We start from the raw sequence: 18,982 nt of genomic DNA on the forward strand, positions 1-18,982 counted from the left end.
CCCCGGGGTCAGTTTCCTGCGGCCATCTCCTTCGCGCGCGCCAGCGCCGCATCCGTCGCTTCGGCGAACAGCCGATCGAGATGCGCGTCCTGCAACACCGCAACAGCGCGTTCGGTGGTGCCCTTCGGGCTCGTCACCCGGCGACGTAGCTCGGCGGGGTTCTCTCCGGATGCCGCGAGCAGAGCGGTCGCGCCAATGAAGGTCTGCTCAGCCATCAGACGTGCATCCGCCTCGCTGAACCCCTTGCCGATCGCCGCCTTCGTGAGCTCCTCAATGAGCAGGAACACGTAGGCAGGACCTGAGCCGGAGATGGTCGAAAGCGCATCGATCTTGTCTTCTGGCACCTCGACCACGGCGCCAACCAGTTCAAACAGGCGGCGGACGACCGCGAGATCCTCAGCCGATGCCGCCGCCCCGGCAGCCAACCCGGTAACGGCCTTGCCCACGGTGGCAGGAGTGTTCGGCATCGAGCGGATGACGCTGACATCAGCGCCGAGATGCGCAGAGAATGTCGCCAGGGTGACGCCAGCGGCAAGGCTCACGACGATCGCGTCGTCACGCAGCACGGGTGCAATCTCGCGCAGCAGATCGGGGACCATCGCCGGTTTCACGCCGACGAGAATGATGCGGGCGGCGGCCGCGGCATCCGTATTTCCGCTCGGCTGCTCGTCCAGCGCAATCGCCGTCACACCCGCAAGGCCTGCCAGACTCGCGGCTTTCGCCGCCGTGCGATTGGTCGCGATGATGCCGCCGTCGACATCGAGCCCCGAGGCGACGACGCCGTGCAGGATCGCGCCCCCCATCGAGCCGGCACCGAGGAACGCGAGAGAGGGAAGCGATTCAGCCATGCGGCCATCCTATTCTCGGCATTCGTTGTGCTGTTGCTGGCATTCGACAGCGCCGAGGTCGCTCCTGCGCTTCCAACTGTGCGGAACTAGAATCGCGGCATGAGTGCATCCGGTGGTGGCAAGGCGATCGTCGCGGCGTTTCTGGCGAATCTGGGCATTGCGATTGCGAAGTTCGTCGCGTGGGCTCTTTCAGGGTCTGCCTCGATGCTCGCCGAGGCGATCCACTCGGTCGCCGACGCCGGCAACCAGCTGCTGCTCATGCTCGGCGGTCGCAAGGCCAAGCGCGCGGCTGACCGCGAGCATCCGTTCGGATACGGCCGCGAGCGCTACGTGTACGCGTTCGTGGTGTCGATCATCCTGTTCTCGGTCGGTGGACTGTTCGCGATCTACGAGGGCATCGACAAGCTCACTCACCCGCACGCACTTGATCCGGTGTGGTGGTGGCTGCCGCTCGTCGTACTCGTCGTCGCAATCGGGCTGGAGTCGTTCTCGCTGCGCACCGCGGTCAAGGAGAGCAACCTGGTGCGCGAGCGCGGGCAGTCCTGGGTGTCGTTCATTCGACACTCGAAGGCACCTGAGCTGCCCGTGGTGCTGCTAGAAGATATCGGTGCTCTCATCGGCCTGACCTTCGCGCTGCTCGGTGTCGGGCTCACCGTCATCACTGGCAACAGCGTGTTTGACGCACTCGGCACGCTTGCCATCGGCGTGCTGCTCGTGCTGATCGCGGTGATTCTCGGTATCGAAACCAAGAGCCTGCTGGTGGGCGAAGGCGCGAACCAGTCCGATCTCGACCTCATCATGGATGCGATCATCGGATGCCCCGACGTGGAGAAGATCATCCACCTGAAGACGCTGTATCTCGGCCCAGATGAGTTGCTGGTCGCCGCCAAAATCGCGCTGACCTCAGACAAGACGGTGCGCGAGGCAGCGGACGACATCAACCACATCGAGAAACAGATTCGGGATGCCGTTCCCGTCGCCCGCGCGATCTACATCGAACCGGACGTGTACCGGCCGGCGATCGACCCGGAGCCCCCGACGGACGCGTTCGTGCTGAAGTCGGCCGACTGACCCGCACTGTCGAGCCCCGCCGGACGGCAGGAGGGGTCGCAGATGGTCGCCACTCCCGCCCGGGAGCGGCAACCCGCGACACCTGCCGGTGCGCTCAACCTCAGCGGCGTTGCTCGAAGAAGTCGCGCAACAGTGCGGTCGAGGCAACCTCGTCGACTCCCCCGACGACCTCGGCGCGATACGGCAGGCGACGGTCGCGCAGCACGTCGTACATCGACCCCGCCGCACCCGCCTTCTCGTCCCAGGCGCCGAAGACCACGCGTCCGATTCGGGACTGCAGGATCGCGCCCGCGCACATCACACACGGCTCAAGTGTGACGACGAGGGTGTGACCCTCAAGATTCCATGATCCGATGGATGCCGCGGCCTGCCGTAGCGCGACGACCTCCGCGTGCGCGGTCGGGTCGTGGGTCTCTTCGCGGATGTTGCGCCCTTCGGCGATGATGCGGCCGGTGCTGTCAAGCACGACGGCACCGACGGGGACTTCTCCCGCGACTGCGGCTTCTGCGGCGAGCGCGAGAGCTCGCCGCATCCCGTCTTCATCCGCCTTGCGCATGGTTCGAGCGTATCCGCCTTGTGGGGGATACTGCGGTCCACGGCGCTGCAAATGATCCGCCCTGCGCCGGATGCGCGCGATTCTGTGGCTCCGTAGATTCAAGGCATGGAAACTTTCGCTCACGTCCTCCTCATCTCTGCCGGACCTCTCATCACCGCTCTCTGCATCACCTTGAACTCGAAGAAGATCAACGCACAGTGGCGAGAACGCCGCGCCGCGCGGCTCGCGACACGCGCCTGAGACCTGTTCGCTGGGAAATCCACACCGTTTAGCAGGCCTCAGCGCACTAACCTTAGGTTTATGCGTGTTCACGTCGCCGACCACCCTCTCATCACCCACAAGCTCACGGTGCTGCGCGATGTGCGCACCCCGTCTCCTGTCTTCCGGCAGCTGACCGAAGAGCTCGTGACGTTGCTCGCCTACGAAGCGACCCGCAACGTTAAGGTCACTCCCGTCGAGATCACCACTCCGGTCACTAAGACGATGGGTGCGAAGATCTCCGAGCCGCGCCCGATCGTCGTTCCGATCCTGCGTGCGGGTCTCGGAATGTTGGAGGGGCTCGTGAAGCTTCTCCCCACCGCCGAGGTCGGCTTCCTCGGCATGGTGCGCGATGAAGAGACCTTCGAGCCGACGACGTACGCCGAGCGTCTTCCGAAAGACCTCAGCGACCGCCAGTGCTTCGCCATCGACCCGATGCTTGCCACTGGCGGCTCGCTGGCCGTGGCTATCCAGTTCCTGTTCGACCGCGGAGCGAAGGACGTTACCGCGATCTGCCTGCTCGGCACCCCGGAGGGCCTTGCTGCCATTGAGAAGCTGGTTGGTGACCGCGATGTCACCATCGTGCTCGGCGCCCTCGACGAGGGCCTCGACGAGAACCGCTACATCGTTCCCGGCCTTGGCGACGCCGGCGACCGTCTCTACGGCACGGTCTGACCCCATTCATGGCGCTTCGCGCTGCGGTGCTCAGTCGAGGTCTGCCCCCACAAGGTGCGCGAAGGCGCTGAGTCGCGCCACTCCCTCTGGCGTGTACGGCAGGTCATCGAGTAGCGCCGGCGAGTGGATCAGGTACGCCGCGACCTGAGCGCGTGAGATCGCCACATTCAGCCGGTTCTGCAGCAGCAGGAACTCCGGACCGCGTGGCGCATCCCGCCCGCTCGACGCAGCAAGCGTCGTGATGGACACCGCGGCTTCCTTGCCCTGGAAATTGTCGACCGTACCCACGGGAACCCCGGCAAGACCCGCCGCCGCGAGCGCATCGATCACGAGCTGTTTCTGCGCGTTGTACGGCGCGACCACAATGAAGTCTGCCTCGACCAGTGGCCGGGGTGCCACCTCTGAGTCCATGTCAGTGAACTCGCGGCCCAGCAGCTCACGCACAATCCGCACGACCTCGGCGGCCTCCTCGGCGGACTGCGTCGCGTTGCCACGGTGTCGCACGGAAACGACATGCAGCCCTGCCTCCACCCCATCGATCGCGCGTCGTTCCGTGCCGGGCGCTGACGCCAACTGCCCGGCGTAGGACAGCCGCGAGACCGGCCCCGCGACTGCCGGATGCATCCGCCAACTGTGATCAAGGAAATATCCGTACTCCGGGCTGACGACCGCATCGCCGTCCATCACCCAACCGAGCGCCGAGGTGTTGACCGGCTCTGGGTGCGCGCCCTGGCTGACCTGCGGCAGCTGTTGCGGGTCACCGAGCAGCAGCAGCCGCTTCGCCCCCGCTGCGACGGCGATTGTGGATGCGAGCGAGAACTGGCCGGCCTCATCGATCACGAGCAGATCGAGGCCGTGTCGCTCGACACGCCCGGTGTTACTGAAGTCCCAGGCGGTGCCGCCGACGACGACGCCCTGACCTTGGCGCTCGGAGAGGAACGACGCCATGCCGCTCTTCGGGATCATCGTATAGCTCGGTTCACTCCCCTTTTCCTTCGGCGCCTTCGCCACCTGTCCCGGTGGCACACCGTCGGCGACGACACGCTCCAGCAACGTCTCGATGATCGCGTGAGACTGCGCCACGACCCCGATCCGGAAGCCGTGCTCGTTCACGAGCCGCGCGATCACACGTGAGCCCGTATAGGTCTTTCCCGTTCCCGGAGGCCCCTGCACTGCGAGATAGCTGTGGTCAAGATCGAGGATGCCCCGCACGATCGCATCGATCGTGTCGTCGCCGGCCGCTGGAAGCCCCGCACCGGAGACCGTGCGCGGAGGGATGCGGCGCAAGATGTCGGTCGCCGCATCCGAGGGGAATGCCGGTGCCGCCTCGTGCACAGTGTCTGCCCATTCATCGATCGCGCCCTGCAGCGAGACGACACGCGGCGGTGCTGCCGGGGTCAACGCGACCGGGAACTCGTCCCAGGTCTGCCCGCTCACCGCAGTTTCGGTGATCACGTAGCCGTCGTCGAGTACCTCAGTCACGGTGATCGTGCGCGGCACGTGGACTGCGCGCGATGGCGCCTCCACATCGAAGGGAGCCGGGAACGGATACAACGAGAAGGGGTTCGACCCCTCACCGAGCGTCGTACCCGGCGAAATCTCACCGCGGATCTCGATGTCGCGAGACATGACGCGGCGGCCCTCTGCGACGCTCCAATCGCGTCGCAGCACGGACGCGGTGACATCCACCCGCACGACGTCACGGGTCTGATCCCACATCGACACCGGCTCACGCAGTCGCTGAAAATGCGACACCCAGAAGCTCTTCGCCTCACGCGGGTAGTAGTCGATCGCCGCCGCAGCGACGCGGTGTACTTCGCCGTCGCCGCCCGCCTCCACGTCACGCTCGGCATCCGCGAGCAGCGCGACCGAACGGTGCGATGGCTCATAGACCAGCTCGTCTGGCTCGTCAGGCGGCGCGGGGTTGACGCCCTTGTCCTTGGCAATCTCGATCAGCCAGTTACGCAGGCGCCGGGTCGAGACACAGTCGTAGCGGTTGTAATCAACGAGGTCGGCGAGCACTGCCTCGGCGTCGGAAGTCTCCCCCGCAGCCAACAACTGGCGCGCGGCGACGTACTGCACGATCGAGTCGTCACCCTTTTGCACGTCGCTCGTGCGCACGTCCTCGCCCATGTAGAGCGGCTCAAGTTTCTTGATCGAATACGAGCGGGACCCGACGCGCACCGTCCGCAGCACGAGCGGGTACAGGTCGACGAACACGCCCTCGCGCAGCAGCTTGTCGACCTCGCCTTCACGGATGCCGTAGCGCGCCGCCATCGCGACAAGATGAGATGTCTCATACGGCGCGTAGTGGTAGATGTGCATGTCCGGGTGCGCGGCCCTTCGAACATTCACGAAGTCGAGGAACTGCTCGAGTGCATGCCTTTCATCGACAAAAGAGTGCGCCCACAGCGGCGTGTACTGATCTTCGTTGTCGACCCAGCCGAACAGATAGTCGATGCCCCACTGCGCGTTGCCGTCAGGCGCGGGTTCGGTATACAGCGGGTCACCTTCGAAGTCGAAGAAGATGTCACCCCGGCTCGGTCGTGGCAGATTATGGATGGCCTGCGGGTAGTAGACGTCGAATGTCGGAGCATCATCGACGTCGGCGCGCAGCTGCAGGCGTGCTTGAGCACGTAGCGACTCGAATGAGTCGACGTTCATTCCGTCAGGAGCATCCGTCGCTGCGGCGAGGTCATCGATCGTCTCGACACCGGCCGCACGCAGTCGCGCCCGCTGCGTCGGACGCATGCGAGCGACCATCAGCAGATCACGCGCAGCATCCACCTGCTCGGTGCACGTCGCGCATCGTCCGCACGCCGTGATGTCAAGGTCTCCCCTGCCATCGCCCCAGGCAAGCGGCGCACCCGCTGCCCCCGCTGGTACGTCCCGATCCGCGATCACGGCACGCAGTCGAGTCCTTCGAACATGAAACAGCGGCAGCAGATCATCGACCGCATGCGTGCTGATCGTTCCGTCGCCGAGGATGAGGTCGACCCTGTCGGATCGCGGGATGCCGAGACCATCCAATTGATCGACATATGCTGCCAGCTGCATGAGCGCCGTAACGCGCGCCGTGCGGGCCAGCTTGGAGTCTTGCACGCGCCAGCGACCGTCGTCTTCGCGCAGCAGGAAATCCGCGAATCCGACGAATTCGTCGGTGGAGAACGCACCCTGGAACAGCACTTTGGCATCGGAGCGGAGAGCCTCCCCGGTCTCGGCGACGACCGCGGCGAGAGCAGCCGGGTCGGCCGATGACACCTTCGACACCTCGTACACAGCATCCGTACCGAAGCGTTCGCGGTAGGCCTCGAGCACCTTCAGTTCATGCGCATCACCGAGCTTTGCCGCACGAGCGAGTGTGGCATCCACCGGCTGTTCCACAGCAGGCACCCGCCCCAGCTTTGCGTCAATTGCCCGCGCCCAGGCGAACTCGCATTCAGCGGCCGCCTTCAGGTCAGTGGCGCTGAAGATGACGCGTTGGGCATGGCTATCAATCTGCATGCTTCGAGATTAGCCGGGGCCTCGGACAGTCCTCACACCCGCACGAAATGCCCACCCGTTCGGGAGGAGAACGCACGCTCAGGCGGAGCCGATGGACGAAAAGCTCCTCCCGTAAGGGTGAAGTCCTCCCGAGCGGGCGGGGCAGGAGCGCCTCAGCGCCACCAGTCATCTGCAGGGCCGACCGGCAGGTGTCGCTTGTGCCGGGTGGCGAGGTACTTACCCTCAAGCCTGGCAACGACGTCAGCATCCACCGGCTTGCCCTCAAGGTAGTCGTCGATCTGCTCGTAGGTGAGCCCGAGCTCATCCTCGTCGGCGCGACCAGGCTGCCCATCAAGGAGGTCGGCCGTCGGCACCTTCATCCACAGCCGGTCCGGAGCGTTGAGCTCACGTAGCAAACTCTTGCCCTGGCGCTTGGTGAGACCAGCAAGGGGCAGGATGTCGGCGGCCCCATCACCGAACTTCGTGTAGAAACCGGTGATGGCCTCGGCCGCGTGGTCGGTGCCAATAACGAGATGTCCATCATGTCCAGCGAGCGCATACTGCGTCACCATCCGGATGCGTGCCTTGATGTTGCCGCGGTTGAAGTCTGAGATGTCGGCGCCGGCCGCCTGCTCGATGTCCTTCTCAACACCGTCCACGCCGCCCTGAATATTGACTTCGACGGAGCGATCCGGCCCGATGAATTCCAGGGCAGCGTTCGCGTCATCCGCGTCATGCTGGATCTTGTACGGCAACCGCACCGCGGTGAAGTCGGCAACGCCGCCGCCCGCACGCACGCGCTCGACGGCAAGCTGCGCGAGCCGTCCCGCGAGAGTGGAATCCTGCCCACCAGAGATGCCGAGGACGAAGCCTTTCGCACCGGTCTTCACAAGGTAGTCGACGAGGAACTGCACGCGGCGCTCGATCTCGGCGGCCGGGTCGATGTCGGCCTGCACGCCGAGGGACTGAGCGATCTCCTGCTGAAGCGTCATGCTCCCAGTATCTCCCCTGAGTGTTACGCCGCTGTGACAGAACCGGAATATGCATCCCTTTAATGCGCTTGACTTGGTGAGACGAAAGAAAGAGAGACTCCATGACCCTCCTCGGCCGTAGCGACCTCGATGTATTCCCTCTTACCCTCGGGGGCAACGTGTTCGGCTGGACCGCCGACCGCGATGCGTCGTTCCAGATCCTCGATGCATTCACCGCAGGTGGTGGCAACTTCATCGACACGGCCGACGGATACAGCGCCTGGGTGCCTGGCAACAGCGGCGGCGAGAGCGAGACGATCATCGGAGAGTGGCTCGCCGCGCGCAAGCCGTCGGGTGTCATCATCGCCACAAAGGTCAGCAGCCACCCGGAGTTCCGGGGCCTCTCGGCCAAGAACATCCGCGCTGCTGCCGAGGCCTCGCTGAAGCGTCTCGGCGTCGACACGATCGACCTCTACTACGCGCACTTCGATGACGCCGAGACTCCGCTCGAGGAGACGGTCGCGGCGTTCGGACAGCTCGTCACCGACGGCCTGGTGCGCCACACGGCAGTGTCGAACTACTCGGCAGGCCGCATCCGCTCGTGGATCTCCCTCGCACAGGATGCCGGCATTGCACTGCCCGTCGCCGTGCAGCCGCACTACAACCTCGTGCACCGTAACGACGTCGAGGAGAACATCACCCCTGTCGCCCAGGAGTTCGGACTCAGCCTGGTTCCGTACTACGCACTGGCGAGCGGATTCCTCACCGGCAAGTACCGGTCAACGGATGCGACGGCTGTCACGTCCGCACGCGCTGGCGGAGCCTCGAAGTATGCGACCGAACACGGTCTGCGCGTCATCGGCGAGTTGGAGAGCATCAGCGCTGCCCATGACGCCTCGATCGCCTCGGTCGCCCTGGCGTGGCTGCGGTCTCAGCCGGCTGTTGCCGCTCCCATCGCGAGCGCGTCACGGGTGGAGCAGGTGGCGGATCTGCTGGCCAGCGCGACATTGGAGCTGACCCCCGAGGAACTGCGCGCACTCGACGAGGTTTCAGCCTGGAGTCCTGCGAACGCATGAGGTGGGGCCCGGGCGCTCCGACACATGGTCACTGGTTCTACGAGGCTCACTGAGCCTGCCGAAGAGCTCAGAGAGCGGGGCGGATGCGGCTGGGTCCGCTGGCGGTCTGCTCTACCACCAGCTGCGCGGGGATCTGCTCCTGCATCGACTCGACGTGGCTGATGATGCCAACGGTGCGTCCGCCGGAGCGCAGTTCGTCGAGCGTGCGCATGGCGATCTCGAGAGTGTCGGCGTCGAGGGACCCGAAGCCTTCATCGATGAAGAGCGTGTCGAGTTGGATGCCGCCGGCTCTCGCCGTAACGACCTCGGCGAGGCCGAGCGCCAGCGCGAGTGAGCTGAGGAAGGTCTCCCCTCCTGACAACGACTGCGCGGGGCGCGTCTGCCCGGTGAACGCGTCGAAGACGACGATACCGAGCCCGGATGCCGCGCCACGGGCCGCGAGCGCATCGGAGTGTTGCAGCTGGTAGCGTCCGGTTGACATGTCACTGAGGCGGCGGTTGGCTGCCCCCACGATCTCTTCGAGTTCGGCGGCGAGCACGAATGTCTCCAGCGTCATCTTGTGCGTATTTCCGGCGCGCCCGGCGATGGTGTCAGCGAGGCCCTTCAGCACCTCGAAGTCTGCCTGCTGCGCCGCGCTGCTGGCGTACTCGGCCGCGGCAGACGCGATGAGTGCGCTCAGCTGATCGACGGTGGTCTCCGCTCGCCCTGCCGCATCGATCGCGGCCTTCCACACCGTACGAGCGACAGCCGCCGATTCTTCCACCGCGCTGAGCTCGATCGGCTCCTCGGGAAGCGCCCGCATCTCCAGCGCCAGCAGCAGCTCGCGCTGCTTCTCACGCTGCACGGTGTGGCCAGTGATGCGCTCCTCCAGCCCTTGCTGCTCGGCTGCCGACCGCAGCGCCTCGCGTGCGGCAGTGGCACCGTCGAAATCGGATGCCGCGAGCGCGCGCGTCTGCTCCGCCGCGGCATCGGTGAGTGCCACCTCACGCCGGGCGCTCTCTTCGAGAGCATCCGCCAGCGCGTGGGCGGCCGCGACGTGCGCGGTGACCTCGGCGATGCGCTCGGCGACAGTGCCGAAGGATCCACGTGCTGCGGTGACAACAGTCTGCGCCTCAGCACTGCGCTGGGCGATCAGGGCGAGCGTCTCGCGCGACTTCGCCAGCGCATCCGCCGCTGCTGCACGATCCTTCTCGAGCTGCACCGAACGCGCCGTGGCCTCGCCCAGCGCCGCAATCGCGGCGGCGAGTGCACCGACGGCTGCCTGTGCCGCGGCGTGCACGGCTGTCGCAGCGGCTACCTCGTCCTCTGCCGCAGCGACAGAGCGCTCTTCCGCCATGGCTGCGGCAGCGGCGAGATCGCGCTTCAGATCGGACACCCTGTCGAGCGCCGCACGATCGCCCTGTGCTGCGGTGTCGCGCACGACTTCGGCCGCCTCGACGTCTTCCGGCGAGACAGGATCGCTGTGCTCGGCCGGTGAGGGATGCTCAGTCGCCCCACACACGGTGCAGGCCTCCCCCGGAATCAGTGCGGTCGCGAGCTCACCGGCGAAGCCGTCCAAACGGCGGCGACGCAGCAGCGTGAGCGCGAGCTGGGCCTCATCGAGCGCACTGCTGGCCGCGACGAGCGCGCGCTCGGCCTTGTCGAGGTCACCACGAAGCCGCTCGGCCTTCACTGCCGCGTCTCGTCGTGCCTTCGCGGCGTTCAGCGTTGTGTGCAGATCATCGACGCGGTCGGCGCTGCGCCGCGCGGCATCCCGCTGGGCGGTCAGCTCGGTGACCCGCGCCGGAAGTTCCGCCCGTTCCGTGTCGTGCGCGGCGACGAGAGCGGATGCTGCGGCGACCTGCTCCTCGGCGTTCCTCTGCTCCACAGCGAGAGCCGGGGCACTTCGTTCGAGCTCGGCCGCGCGTTTCCACTCGCCACTCTGGCTGGTCCGCTCCTCAGCCCATGCTTCCAGTGCCCCGGCGGTGACCTCGCCGCGTTCGATGTCAACAAGTTCGATGTCAACAAGTTCGATGTCAACAAGTTCGATGTCAGCGGCAACCCAGGCCTCGCGGGCTGCACGTTCGGCAATCTCGGCAATCTCGCGGTCGCTCGCGGCACGCTCGGCGGCGTTGAGCGTTGCGCGCAGCGCCTCGGCCGTCCTGGCACGCTGCAGCGTCGTCCGTGCCGACGCGATCTCGGGTTCTTCGGCGTCGATTCGCTGCATCGCGACCCGGGCCGCGTCTCGATCCTGTTGCGCCTTGCGCTCCTCGCGTGCGCTGGTCAGCGTTGCTTCTGCCGCGGTGTTTCTGGTCTCGGCTTCCGTGCTCTCGGCAGATCGGCGCTCGACCTGATACTCGGCCCGCTCGAGCGCGACGCGAAGGTGCTCGAGGCGCTCTGGGGTCGTTTCCGCGGATGCATCAACGGGCTCATGCTCGCCCCACAGCTCTGCAGCAGTCACCATCCGCTCAGCCTGCTGAAGGCCCGCGTTCACGGTGGCCAGGCGCCCGGAGAGCGCGTTCTCTGCCGTCTTGCGGCGATCATCGAAACGAGACTGCACGTCTTCGAAGCGCTCGGTGCCGAACAATCGCCGCAGCAGCGTCTGCCGCTCTTTACTGTCGGCGAGCAGGAAGCGCGCGAACCTGTTTTGGGCGAGCAGGATCACCTGCAGGAACTGCTCACGGCTCAGCTGCAGGATCTCGTCGAGCTCATGCCCGACCTCCCGCTCTTTCGCAGCCAGCGTGACCCAACCGGCGTCGGCGAGAGTATCGAGCTGGACACCCGAAGCCTGCTTCGTCAATCCGCCACCGCGCTTCGCCGGCCGCATGTACTCCGGTGAGCGCGTCACGCGATATCTGCCAGCCGTCGTACTGAATTCGACGACGACTTCGCTGAGGTCTTCCGGGTCGCAATGATCACTGCGCAGCCGTTTGTCGCCGCTCTCGTATCGTGGCACTCCCCCGTAGAGGCCGAAGCAGACAGCATCCAGGATGCTCGACTTGCCGGCGCCGGTACGCCCTGCGATGAGGAAGATACCGTCGTCGGCGAAGCTGTCGAAGTCGACGATCTGTCGTTCGCGGAACGGGCCGAACCCCTCGATCTCGAGGCTGTGGAGACGCACTAGACGAGAGCCTCGGCGACCACGCGCTCGTCGAGCACCTCACGAATGAGTTCGCTCTCACGCTCGCTCGGGCCCTGGCCCGCACGCACGTGCTCAAGGAACGCCTCGATGTGCTCGGTGTCAGTGACGGCAGATTCCAGCCGCGCGGCGTAGGAGCGCTCTACCCGCTCGGCCCCGCCGACAGGAGCGTGCTGCACCATCGCACAATGCGGGAATTGTTCCTTCAGTCGCCGCATCGGTTCGGCCTGCGGCAGCACGTCGGTGTAAACCGCGCAGACCCAGTCGTCGGCATGTGCCGCGATGTTGTCGTCGGAGAGGATCTCATCGAGCGTTCCGGTAAGCGTGACGAGTCGGCGTGGCACTGGCAGTGCCAGCCACTCGGCCGACGAGAAGCCCGGGGCATCGAGGTCGATCAGCCAAGAGCCGCGCTCCTTGTGCTGCTCGCCGAAGCTGTAGTGCAGCGGCGCCCCGGCGTACCGCACCCGTTCGCTCAGCGTCTGGCGTCCGTGGATGTGGCCGAGAGCGACGTAGTCCGGTCCGTCGAAGACGCTCAGCGGTACGACGTCGAGCCCACCCTGGCGTACTTCGCGCTCGAGTCCCGCCGTCGCATCCACACCCGCCGCGAAGCAGTGCGCGATCGCCACGGAACGGCCCTCGCGCGACGCCATGCTGGCCCGTACCAGCGACATCGCATGCGCCATGGTCTGCGCCTGAGTGCGCAGCGTGACGCCGCCCTCGAAAGACTCCGCCCAGTACTGCCGCATGATCGCCGGCTCGAGGTAGGGAATGCCGTAGAAGTGCACCGGGCCGTCGGCATCATCAATCGTGACCGGCTCACCGATCGAAAGTGGATCGGTCATCATGTGGATGCCGTCGCGCAGCAGTCGCGCTTGGAACCCGAGTCGCGCCGCGGAATCGTGGTTGCCGCTCGTGACGATGACCTTAGCGCCGGTGTCGTGGAGAGCGGCGAGTGTGTCGCCGAGCAGCGTGTACGCGGGACCGGCCGGGGTCGCGGAGTCGAACACGTCTCCCGCGACGACGACCACGTCGACGGGATTTTCGGTGACAGACAGCTCGCGCACCTGGGCGATCAGCGCACCAAAGACCTCGGCCAGCGCATCCATGGTCGAGTTGCCATGGAAGGTGCGGCCGATATGCCAGTCAGAGGTGTGCAGGATTCGCATATTTACACCGTACGGAGGGCCTCGGACATTACCGCCGAGGCCCGCCGCGGCATCCGAATCAGTGCGCGAGCGACAGCGTGTCGGTATCCGAGGAGACGGGCTTGTCGGCGGCGACCACAGCGTGCTGGGGCATCAGGTCTTCTTTGCGGCCGCGCACCATCGTGAACGCGACGACGGATGCCAGCACCATGGCGACCGCTGCGGCGAGGAACACTGCACCGTAGCCGTCCGTGAGTACGTCGAGTCCGACCTCGCCCTGCGCGTGACCACCGACGACGGCCGCATACACCGCGGTGAACACCGACAGCCCGACCGATCCGCCGATCTGCATCGCCGAGTTGGTGACTGCGGAGGCGATACCGGCGTCGTGCGGTGCCACGCCGGTGAGGGCGAGGTTCTGCAGCGGAATGAAGACGAACGCCATTCCGAGTCCCATGACCAGCAGCGCCGGGGCAACCTGGATGAAATAGTTGCCATCCGCGGTGATGAACGAGAGATATACGAGCGCCGCTGCGACCACGAGGGGTCCGCTGATGAGCATCAGGCGCGGACCGATCTGACCGAGCATCTTCGTCGCAACTCCGGCCAGCACCATGGTGCCCAGCGGCAGCGGCAGGCTGGCGACGCCGGCTTCGAGCGCGCCCATGCCGAGCACGATCTGCAGATGGAAGGTGAGGTACAGGGTCGCGCCGATCATGACGCTGCCGGCGACGGCCTGGATGAGGAAAGCCCCTCCGCGCACCTTGTTCGTGACCACACGTAACGGCAGCAGGGGGTTGGAAACCTTCGCCTGGACCCACACGAACACCGCGAGAAGAACGAGGCCGAGCACGATGAAGCCGATCGTGAGCGGGTTGGTCCAGCCGGTCTCCGCGAGGCTGAAGCCATACACGAACGACGCGAGGCCGGCAGTGACGAGCAGCGCGCCCCACAGGTCGTACCGCTTGTCGCCGGCAGCGCGGCTCTCGGTGAGGAACAGCGCACCACCGATGAAACCGACCGCACAGAAGAACAGGTTCACCAGCAGGCACCAGCGCCAGTCAAAGAACTCGGTGAGGAATCCACCGAGCACCATGCCGACGGCGGCCCCGGTGCCGGCGACCGTTCCGAAGACGGCGAAGGCGACGTTGCGCTCCTTGCCGGACGGGAACAGCGTCGTCAGCAGCGCGAGTGCGGCGGGCGCCAACATCGCGGCGAAGACACCCTGCAGGGCGCGTCCGAGGATCAGCTCCCACCCTGCGGCCGCTAGACCCGCATAGAGGGATGCCAGGGCAAAGCCGACCATGCCGACCATGAAGGTGCGCTTGCGACCCCAGTAGTCGGCGATACGTCCGCCGAGCAACAGCAGTGCTCCGAACGAGAGCGCGTAGGCAGTGACAACCCACTGGCGCAGGTGATCGTCCATCTCCAAGGCGATCTGAGCCTGCGGCAGGGCAATGTTGACGATGGTGCCGTCCAGGACAACGACGAGCTGAGTCAGAGAGATGACGAACAGGGCCCACCATTTGGCTTTGGGGTGGGCGCGCAGGGTCTGAGACATGAAAAAACCTCCGGTGTCTGATGAGGATGCCGGAGGTTTCAAGCCTCGGACCAGCTACCGTTCGGAAGCTGACCGCCTCAGCGAACGTTGCTGAGCAGAGTTCCATACTAACGCGCGTATTCCTGAGAATTTGAGACGGATGCCGCGCCACGGCGGCCGACCGGCATCACCGACGGTCCGATTCCGCGCCGGGACTGACCCGAATCCACCCCTCGCGCAGAACCGTCGCCCGGTCGGGGAGCACGGCCGACTGGGTCGCCGCGAGGATCGCGTCGTCACGCCACGCGGTGGGTCCTTCTCGCACGGTGAGGGACTGGTTCTCGCCGAGGGCCGCGACCAGCGGCAGCCGCACATCGCCCGGATCGATCAGCACCGGCCCCACTCGCACCGCCGGTACGAGTTCGTCCAACGCGGGCGTGAACCATCCACGCTGCAGCTGCACCCGACCCTGCGGGACGATCCCGCTCGTGAAGTGCACGGCGGCACCGGGCGTCATCAGCAGTGTCAGCATCCGCGGGACACCCGGATGCACGATGAGCTCGGTCTCCGACGATACGTACTCGTGCGTGATCGGCTCGACACCGGTCGGATCAACCACGACCCCCCAGCCCTGAAGGAATCCCTTGCCGTGCCCGGCGGGCGATGCGGCGTTCAGGATCGCCTTGTCTACGAGATGTACGCGCGAGTAGTCATCGTCAACGAACCAGGCCACGAGCCCGTCGTCGGGTCGGCTGAGCGCACCAAGGCGCACCGGGACACCATCCTGTGAGAGATCGGCGTACGCCGCACGGCGAGCGGATGCCTCATCCTCCGACAGCGCGAGAGACGACGTGTCATCGAGCAGGTCGACGCTGACGACCGCGCGAACGACGGCGAGCGGCGCACCGACGATCGACGCCAGCTGGGCGGACCCGGCACCGGCGTTGCCGTCCACCGTCCACAGCGTCGTGTCGATAGAGCGCAGCAGGGCGGCGAGCGCCGACTCGGCATCGGGCGTGGCTCGCTCGGACCCTCGGGCCGCGGCATCCGCGACGACGATTCCGGTGGCGAACCGGCCGAGCACATGCTCGTCGGCAAGCAGGCCGACCGAGGGCGCGGCATCCGCCGGTACCGGGCGACCAGGAGCGGGCTCCCAGATGACGCCACCGCCAGAGGATCCGATCTGACCGGTGACCAGAAGCTCGCCGAGCGCGGTCGCATCCGGACCGAACACCTCGATCGACTCATCGACGTGATCCGGCAGCAGGAACCCGCATACGGGACTCACCTGCGCCGAGGCATCCGACTCGTCGATGCGGGCATCCCTCGCCCCGTCGACGCCGGTCGACTCCGCACCGACGAACCGCACGCGCACCCGGGTCGGCGGGGTGAACCGCGGCGCCCGCAGCATCGCACCCGCACCCGAACTGGCGCTGGCACCGGCACCGGCCTCGAGCCGGGCTGGCACGATCGCCGACTGCGGGTCGAGGTCGAGCACGCGCCCATAGGTGTCCACGACGCGCAGCCCCGTGACGCGTACCGCACCGCCCAGCAACAGGACGGGATGCTCTGCACTTTCCAGGAGGACCTCACCGTCGGCATCCGTCGCCTGGAATGCCCTCTCGAGGAGCCCCAGCATCCTTCGTCGGACACCATCGAGAGACGCACCGAGCAGATCGGCGCTCGCCCCCAAATTGCGCAGCAATCCCAGCGCGCCCACGAGCTCATCGTCGGTGAGGGCCTTCTTGTCCGCATCGCGCGTGCGCTCCTCCTTGAGGTACTGCCCGATGCTGTCGCCGAGTGCGTGCGCGACGCCGGTGGTCAGCGGCACCCGGGCGACGGCCGTGCGCACGACGTCGCCCGAGGGCCCCTCCACGGCGGTGAAGTCATGCGACCCGAGATCCCATCCGGCAAAGCCGGGACGGCCCTCGACATCGACGCGGTACTCGAGCCACAGCGGACACCAGGGCTGTGCCCACGCCGTGATCCCGACCGGTGAGGGGGAGGTGCCTCCCAGCACCGATTGATACAGCAGCCCCTGCGTCACCTGCTCGCGCACGCGGGGGTCGGCGGTGTCGAGCTTCGCGCTTACCGAGACGGCATCGCCCGTGTACGCACCCGTCTCGTCATAGCGCAGCAGCAGCTCCGCCTCGAAGCGCCGCTCGTAGGCGCGGACCACTTTCGCGTCGGGTCCTCTCCGCCCCTTCGGCGCGGACTTCTCCGCAGCGCGCTGCGCGAGCCACCCGGAGGCGAAGTCGCTGAGCAGCAGTGCTTCTCTTGCGAGCGCCGTAGTCTCGGCGGGGATCGCACCGGAGGCCAGAGGCGCGAGCACCTCGGATCCCGCCAGCACGTCCTTGTAGTGGTCAGAGATCAGGCTGGGCGAGCGCACCTTCAGCCGCCCGTCGTCGAGCCACGCGCCATCTCCGCCGTGACGCGGAAAGCGCCCGGCGCCTCGCACCAGCAGATAAGGGTCGGATGCCTGGAAGAACGGCGGTTCTGGCCGCACCTCTGTGCGCACCCTCGGGGCCGCAGCCGCCTTCCGCGCGGCGGATCCCGCTTGATGCTCGGCACCGGCCGCCTGCTGGAATGCCGCGGTCTGCGCCGCCGCGATCGGCAACGCCGCATGCGCGACATCGGCGTGCACGCTGTAGAGCGAGCTTTTGTACGCGTCCGCGACCGTGGCCGTCTGGGCGGCGTCGCCCACACCGATGGGCGAGCCCTTTTTATACCCGCCGACGAAGTACAGCGAACTCTGGTCTGCGGTGATCTTGTACGAGTCGGCTTTCTTGATGCCGGCGAAGACACCCGAGCGCACCGTGCCGATACGCCGCCCCTGGTCGTTCAGCGGCACCGCGCCGTCGACGAGCCGGTCTGTGACTCCGGGGAACGGCGATGCGACGGTCTCGAAGCCACCGGAATGAAGACCCTCGTCGATCTCAGCAGCCCCCGCCGGGTCATCGAGATCGGTGAGCCTGCCGCGGATGAACGCCTCAACGAGCTCTTCGAAAAGTTCACGCTCCTCGCCCACAGCTGCCGGTGCCAGTGAGCGTGCGGCGAGCGCCCCCAGCGCATCGGAGAGTGAAGAGCCGAGTGCGATCGAAACGCGCTCGGCGGACGGACGCTGTTCTGCCGGTGCCACTCGCTCGCGGGCACCCTCGACGAGAGCGGGTACGCCGATGACTGCCCCATGCAGCAGCGTGGAGGCCTCCGGCCGCGGTGGATTCGCCGGACGGATGTGCTGGGCATCGGCGATGCCCAACCCGGCGAGCAGCGAGGGCGAGACCGACACCCCCTTGTACCGGAAGGCGGAAGCGGAGTCCGAGACGACACTCGCGCCCGAGCTCGGTGTTCCGGTGGAGGTGCTTGCGGCGCCGGTCGGCACAGCAGAATGGTTGGGCGCCGCCTGTTCTACCAGCTTCCATTTCAGTGCGGTGAGCCGGCGACCGCGAGCCGCCGTGCCGTGAATCCCGTCGAGCGGGTCGCGATCAGCATCCGCCCACCAGCCGACGACAAGGTATGTGGCACGTCCGCCCACTGGCCCACCTGCCACGGTGCCGCCGAGCGTCGCATCTCTGGCGAGGTCGTCCTGCGAATCGTGGAAGGTGAAGCGTCCCCGCGCGGCGTCGTAGGCGGCCGTCCAGGTGAGCGTGCCGCCCGAGGTGCCGTTGAGAGTGCCCGCCGCCACGGATTCAGTGTCGGCGGGCGCCGGCGCACCGCTCTCACCCAGCGGCCAGACCGCCCCGGTGAGCGCGTCGACAGCCCAGGATTGTGTGACAGCCTTCGTCCCCGTCGCCGGTACGAGGATCCGTGTGATGACCCACCGGTCCGGCAACGGAGCCATTCCAAGGTCGCGGGCGGCGGGCGAGCCATCCGATGCCCGCCCCTTCATCAGCGCGTCGGGCATCGCCCAATGCAGGTGGATGCCCGTCTCGCGCGGCGTCGGCTCATCGAACGGGTCGGACCCCGTCAGCGCCGTGCGTTTGACGTCAGATTCCGCGTCAGCCGGAACGGCCCTCCCCGGCGTCAGCGGGCCATCCAGGCGCACGCCGGCCGAGTCCGGATCATCGCCCAGCACCACGAGCGCCTGCACATCGATCGGCACGCAGACGCGCGGTTCGCGCAGCAGCTCGTTATCCCAGTCGACAGCCTGGGCGAGGTCGCCACCCCAGCGCTGAGCGAGGGAGAACTCGGGTGCACCGAGAATCTTTCTGGCCTTGTCCGGGTCGTAGATCATGTCATCG

12 protein-coding genes are annotated in these 18,982 nt (G+C 66.6%); 4 read left to right on the forward strand and 8 right to left on the reverse strand.

All coding sequences use genetic code 11. The features are described 5' to 3' along the window. Positions 1–8 precede the first annotated feature (8 nt). The gene (proC, locus tag ACSU1G_RS18320) at positions 9–848 is read right to left on the reverse strand and encodes a pyrroline-5-carboxylate reductase (RefSeq protein ID WP_439281410.1); all 840 of its coding nucleotides are present in this window, start codon (positions 846–848) and stop codon (positions 9–11) included. Positions 849–947: 99 nt separating this feature from the next. Here proC and ACSU1G_RS18325 point away from each other — a divergent pair, with 99 nt between their 5' ends. Beyond that, positions 948–1,919: a cation diffusion facilitator family transporter gene (locus ACSU1G_RS18325; protein ID WP_439281411.1), complete on the forward strand. Its 972-nt coding sequence runs from the start codon at positions 948–950 to the stop codon at positions 1,917–1,919. Positions 1,920–2,019: 100 nt separating this feature from the next. Here the strand turns inward: ACSU1G_RS18325 and tadA are convergent, their stop codons facing one another. Next, entirely contained in the window at positions 2,020–2,475 is a 456-nt protein-coding gene (tadA, locus tag ACSU1G_RS18330; RefSeq protein WP_439281412.1) for a tRNA adenosine(34) deaminase TadA, read from the reverse strand. Positions 2,476–2,580: 105 nt separating this feature from the next. On the opposite strand from tadA, the gene ACSU1G_RS18335 reads away from it, so the two are divergent. Both ACSU1G_RS18335 and upp read left to right on the forward strand, forming a co-directional pair. After that, a complete protein-coding gene (locus ACSU1G_RS18335; RefSeq protein WP_439281413.1) occupies positions 2,581–2,715 on the forward strand; it encodes a hypothetical protein in 135 nt (44 codons plus the stop codon). Positions 2,716–2,775: 60 nt separating this feature from the next. Then, a complete protein-coding gene (upp, locus tag ACSU1G_RS18340) occupies positions 2,776–3,408 on the forward strand; it encodes a uracil phosphoribosyltransferase (protein ID WP_439281414.1) in 633 nt (210 codons plus the stop codon). A 30-nt stretch (positions 3,409–3,438) separates the two neighbouring features. Here upp and ACSU1G_RS18345 read toward each other — a convergent pair whose 3' ends face one another. Beyond that, the gene (locus tag ACSU1G_RS18345) at positions 3,439–6,912 is read right to left on the reverse strand and encodes a TM0106 family RecB-like putative nuclease (RefSeq protein ID WP_439281415.1); all 3,474 of its coding nucleotides are present in this window, start codon (positions 6,910–6,912) and stop codon (positions 3,439–3,441) included. A gap of 152 nt (positions 6,913–7,064) precedes the next feature. Beyond that, the gene (gene nadE, locus ACSU1G_RS18350) at positions 7,065–7,883 is read right to left on the reverse strand and encodes an ammonia-dependent NAD(+) synthetase (protein ID WP_439281416.1); all 819 of its coding nucleotides are present in this window, start codon (positions 7,881–7,883) and stop codon (positions 7,065–7,067) included. A 101-nt stretch (positions 7,884–7,984) separates the two neighbouring features. On the opposite strand from nadE, the gene ACSU1G_RS18355 reads away from it, so the two are divergent. Next, positions 7,985–8,938, forward strand: coding sequence for an aldo/keto reductase (locus tag ACSU1G_RS18355; RefSeq protein ID WP_439281417.1), 954 nt, complete (start codon positions 7,985–7,987; stop codon positions 8,936–8,938). Between the two features lie 67 nt (positions 8,939–9,005). Here the strand turns inward: ACSU1G_RS18355 and ACSU1G_RS18360 are convergent, their stop codons facing one another. The 4 genes from ACSU1G_RS18360 to ACSU1G_RS18375 form a co-directional block, all read right to left on the reverse strand. Continuing rightward, entirely contained in the window at positions 9,006–12,038 is a 3,033-nt protein-coding gene (locus ACSU1G_RS18360; RefSeq protein ID WP_439281418.1) for an AAA family ATPase, read from the reverse strand. Beyond that, entirely contained in the window at positions 12,038–13,222 is a 1,185-nt protein-coding gene (locus ACSU1G_RS18365) for an exonuclease SbcCD subunit D (RefSeq protein ID WP_439281419.1), read from the reverse strand. Before ACSU1G_RS18365 ends, ACSU1G_RS18360 begins: the two co-directional genes overlap by 1 nt. Positions 13,223–13,280: 58 nt before the next feature. Continuing rightward, on the reverse strand, positions 13,281–14,762 hold the full coding sequence (locus ACSU1G_RS18370; protein ID WP_439281420.1) for an MFS transporter: 1,482 nt from the start codon (positions 14,760–14,762) through the stop codon (positions 13,281–13,283). A gap of 166 nt (positions 14,763–14,928) precedes the next feature. Further along, a complete protein-coding gene (locus ACSU1G_RS18375) occupies positions 14,929–18,975 on the reverse strand; it encodes a hypothetical protein (protein ID WP_439281421.1) in 4,047 nt (1,348 codons plus the stop codon). Positions 18,976–18,982: the final 7 nt, after the last annotated feature.

The sequence above is a fragment of the Microbacterium sp. A93 genome, from assembly GCF_051842835.1.

Excerpts from the sequence above, each read along its gene's own strand:
- ACSU1G_RS18365 (WP_439281419.1), bottom strand. The coding sequence starts at position 13,222 with ATGCGAATCCTGCACACCTCTGACTGGCATATCGGCCGCACCTTCCAT.
- tadA (WP_439281412.1), bottom strand. The coding sequence starts at position 2,475 with ATGCGCAAGGCGGATGAAGACGGGATGCGGCGAGCTCTCGCGCTCGCC.
- ACSU1G_RS18345 (WP_439281415.1), bottom strand. The coding sequence starts at position 6,912 with ATGCAGATTGATAGCCATGCCCAACGCGTCATCTTCAGCGCCACTGAC.
- nadE (WP_439281416.1), bottom strand. The coding sequence starts at position 7,883 with ATGACGCTTCAGCAGGAGATCGCTCAGTCCCTCGGCGTGCAGGCCGAC.
- ACSU1G_RS18355 (WP_439281417.1), top strand. The coding sequence starts at position 7,985 with ATGACCCTCCTCGGCCGTAGCGACCTCGATGTATTCCCTCTTACCCTC.
- ACSU1G_RS18370 (WP_439281420.1), bottom strand. The coding sequence starts at position 14,762 with ATGTCTCAGACCCTGCGCGCCCACCCCAAAGCCAAATGGTGGGCCCTG.
- proC (WP_439281410.1), bottom strand. The coding sequence starts at position 848 with ATGGCTGAATCGCTTCCCTCTCTCGCGTTCCTCGGTGCCGGCTCGATG.
- ACSU1G_RS18335 (WP_439281413.1), top strand. The coding sequence starts at position 2,581 with ATGGAAACTTTCGCTCACGTCCTCCTCATCTCTGCCGGACCTCTCATC.
- ACSU1G_RS18325 (WP_439281411.1), top strand. The coding sequence starts at position 948 with ATGAGTGCATCCGGTGGTGGCAAGGCGATCGTCGCGGCGTTTCTGGCG.
- ACSU1G_RS18375 (WP_439281421.1), bottom strand. The coding sequence starts at position 18,975 with ATGATCTACGACCCGGACAAGGCCAGAAAGATTCTCGGTGCACCCGAG.
- upp (WP_439281414.1), top strand. The coding sequence starts at position 2,776 with ATGCGTGTTCACGTCGCCGACCACCCTCTCATCACCCACAAGCTCACG.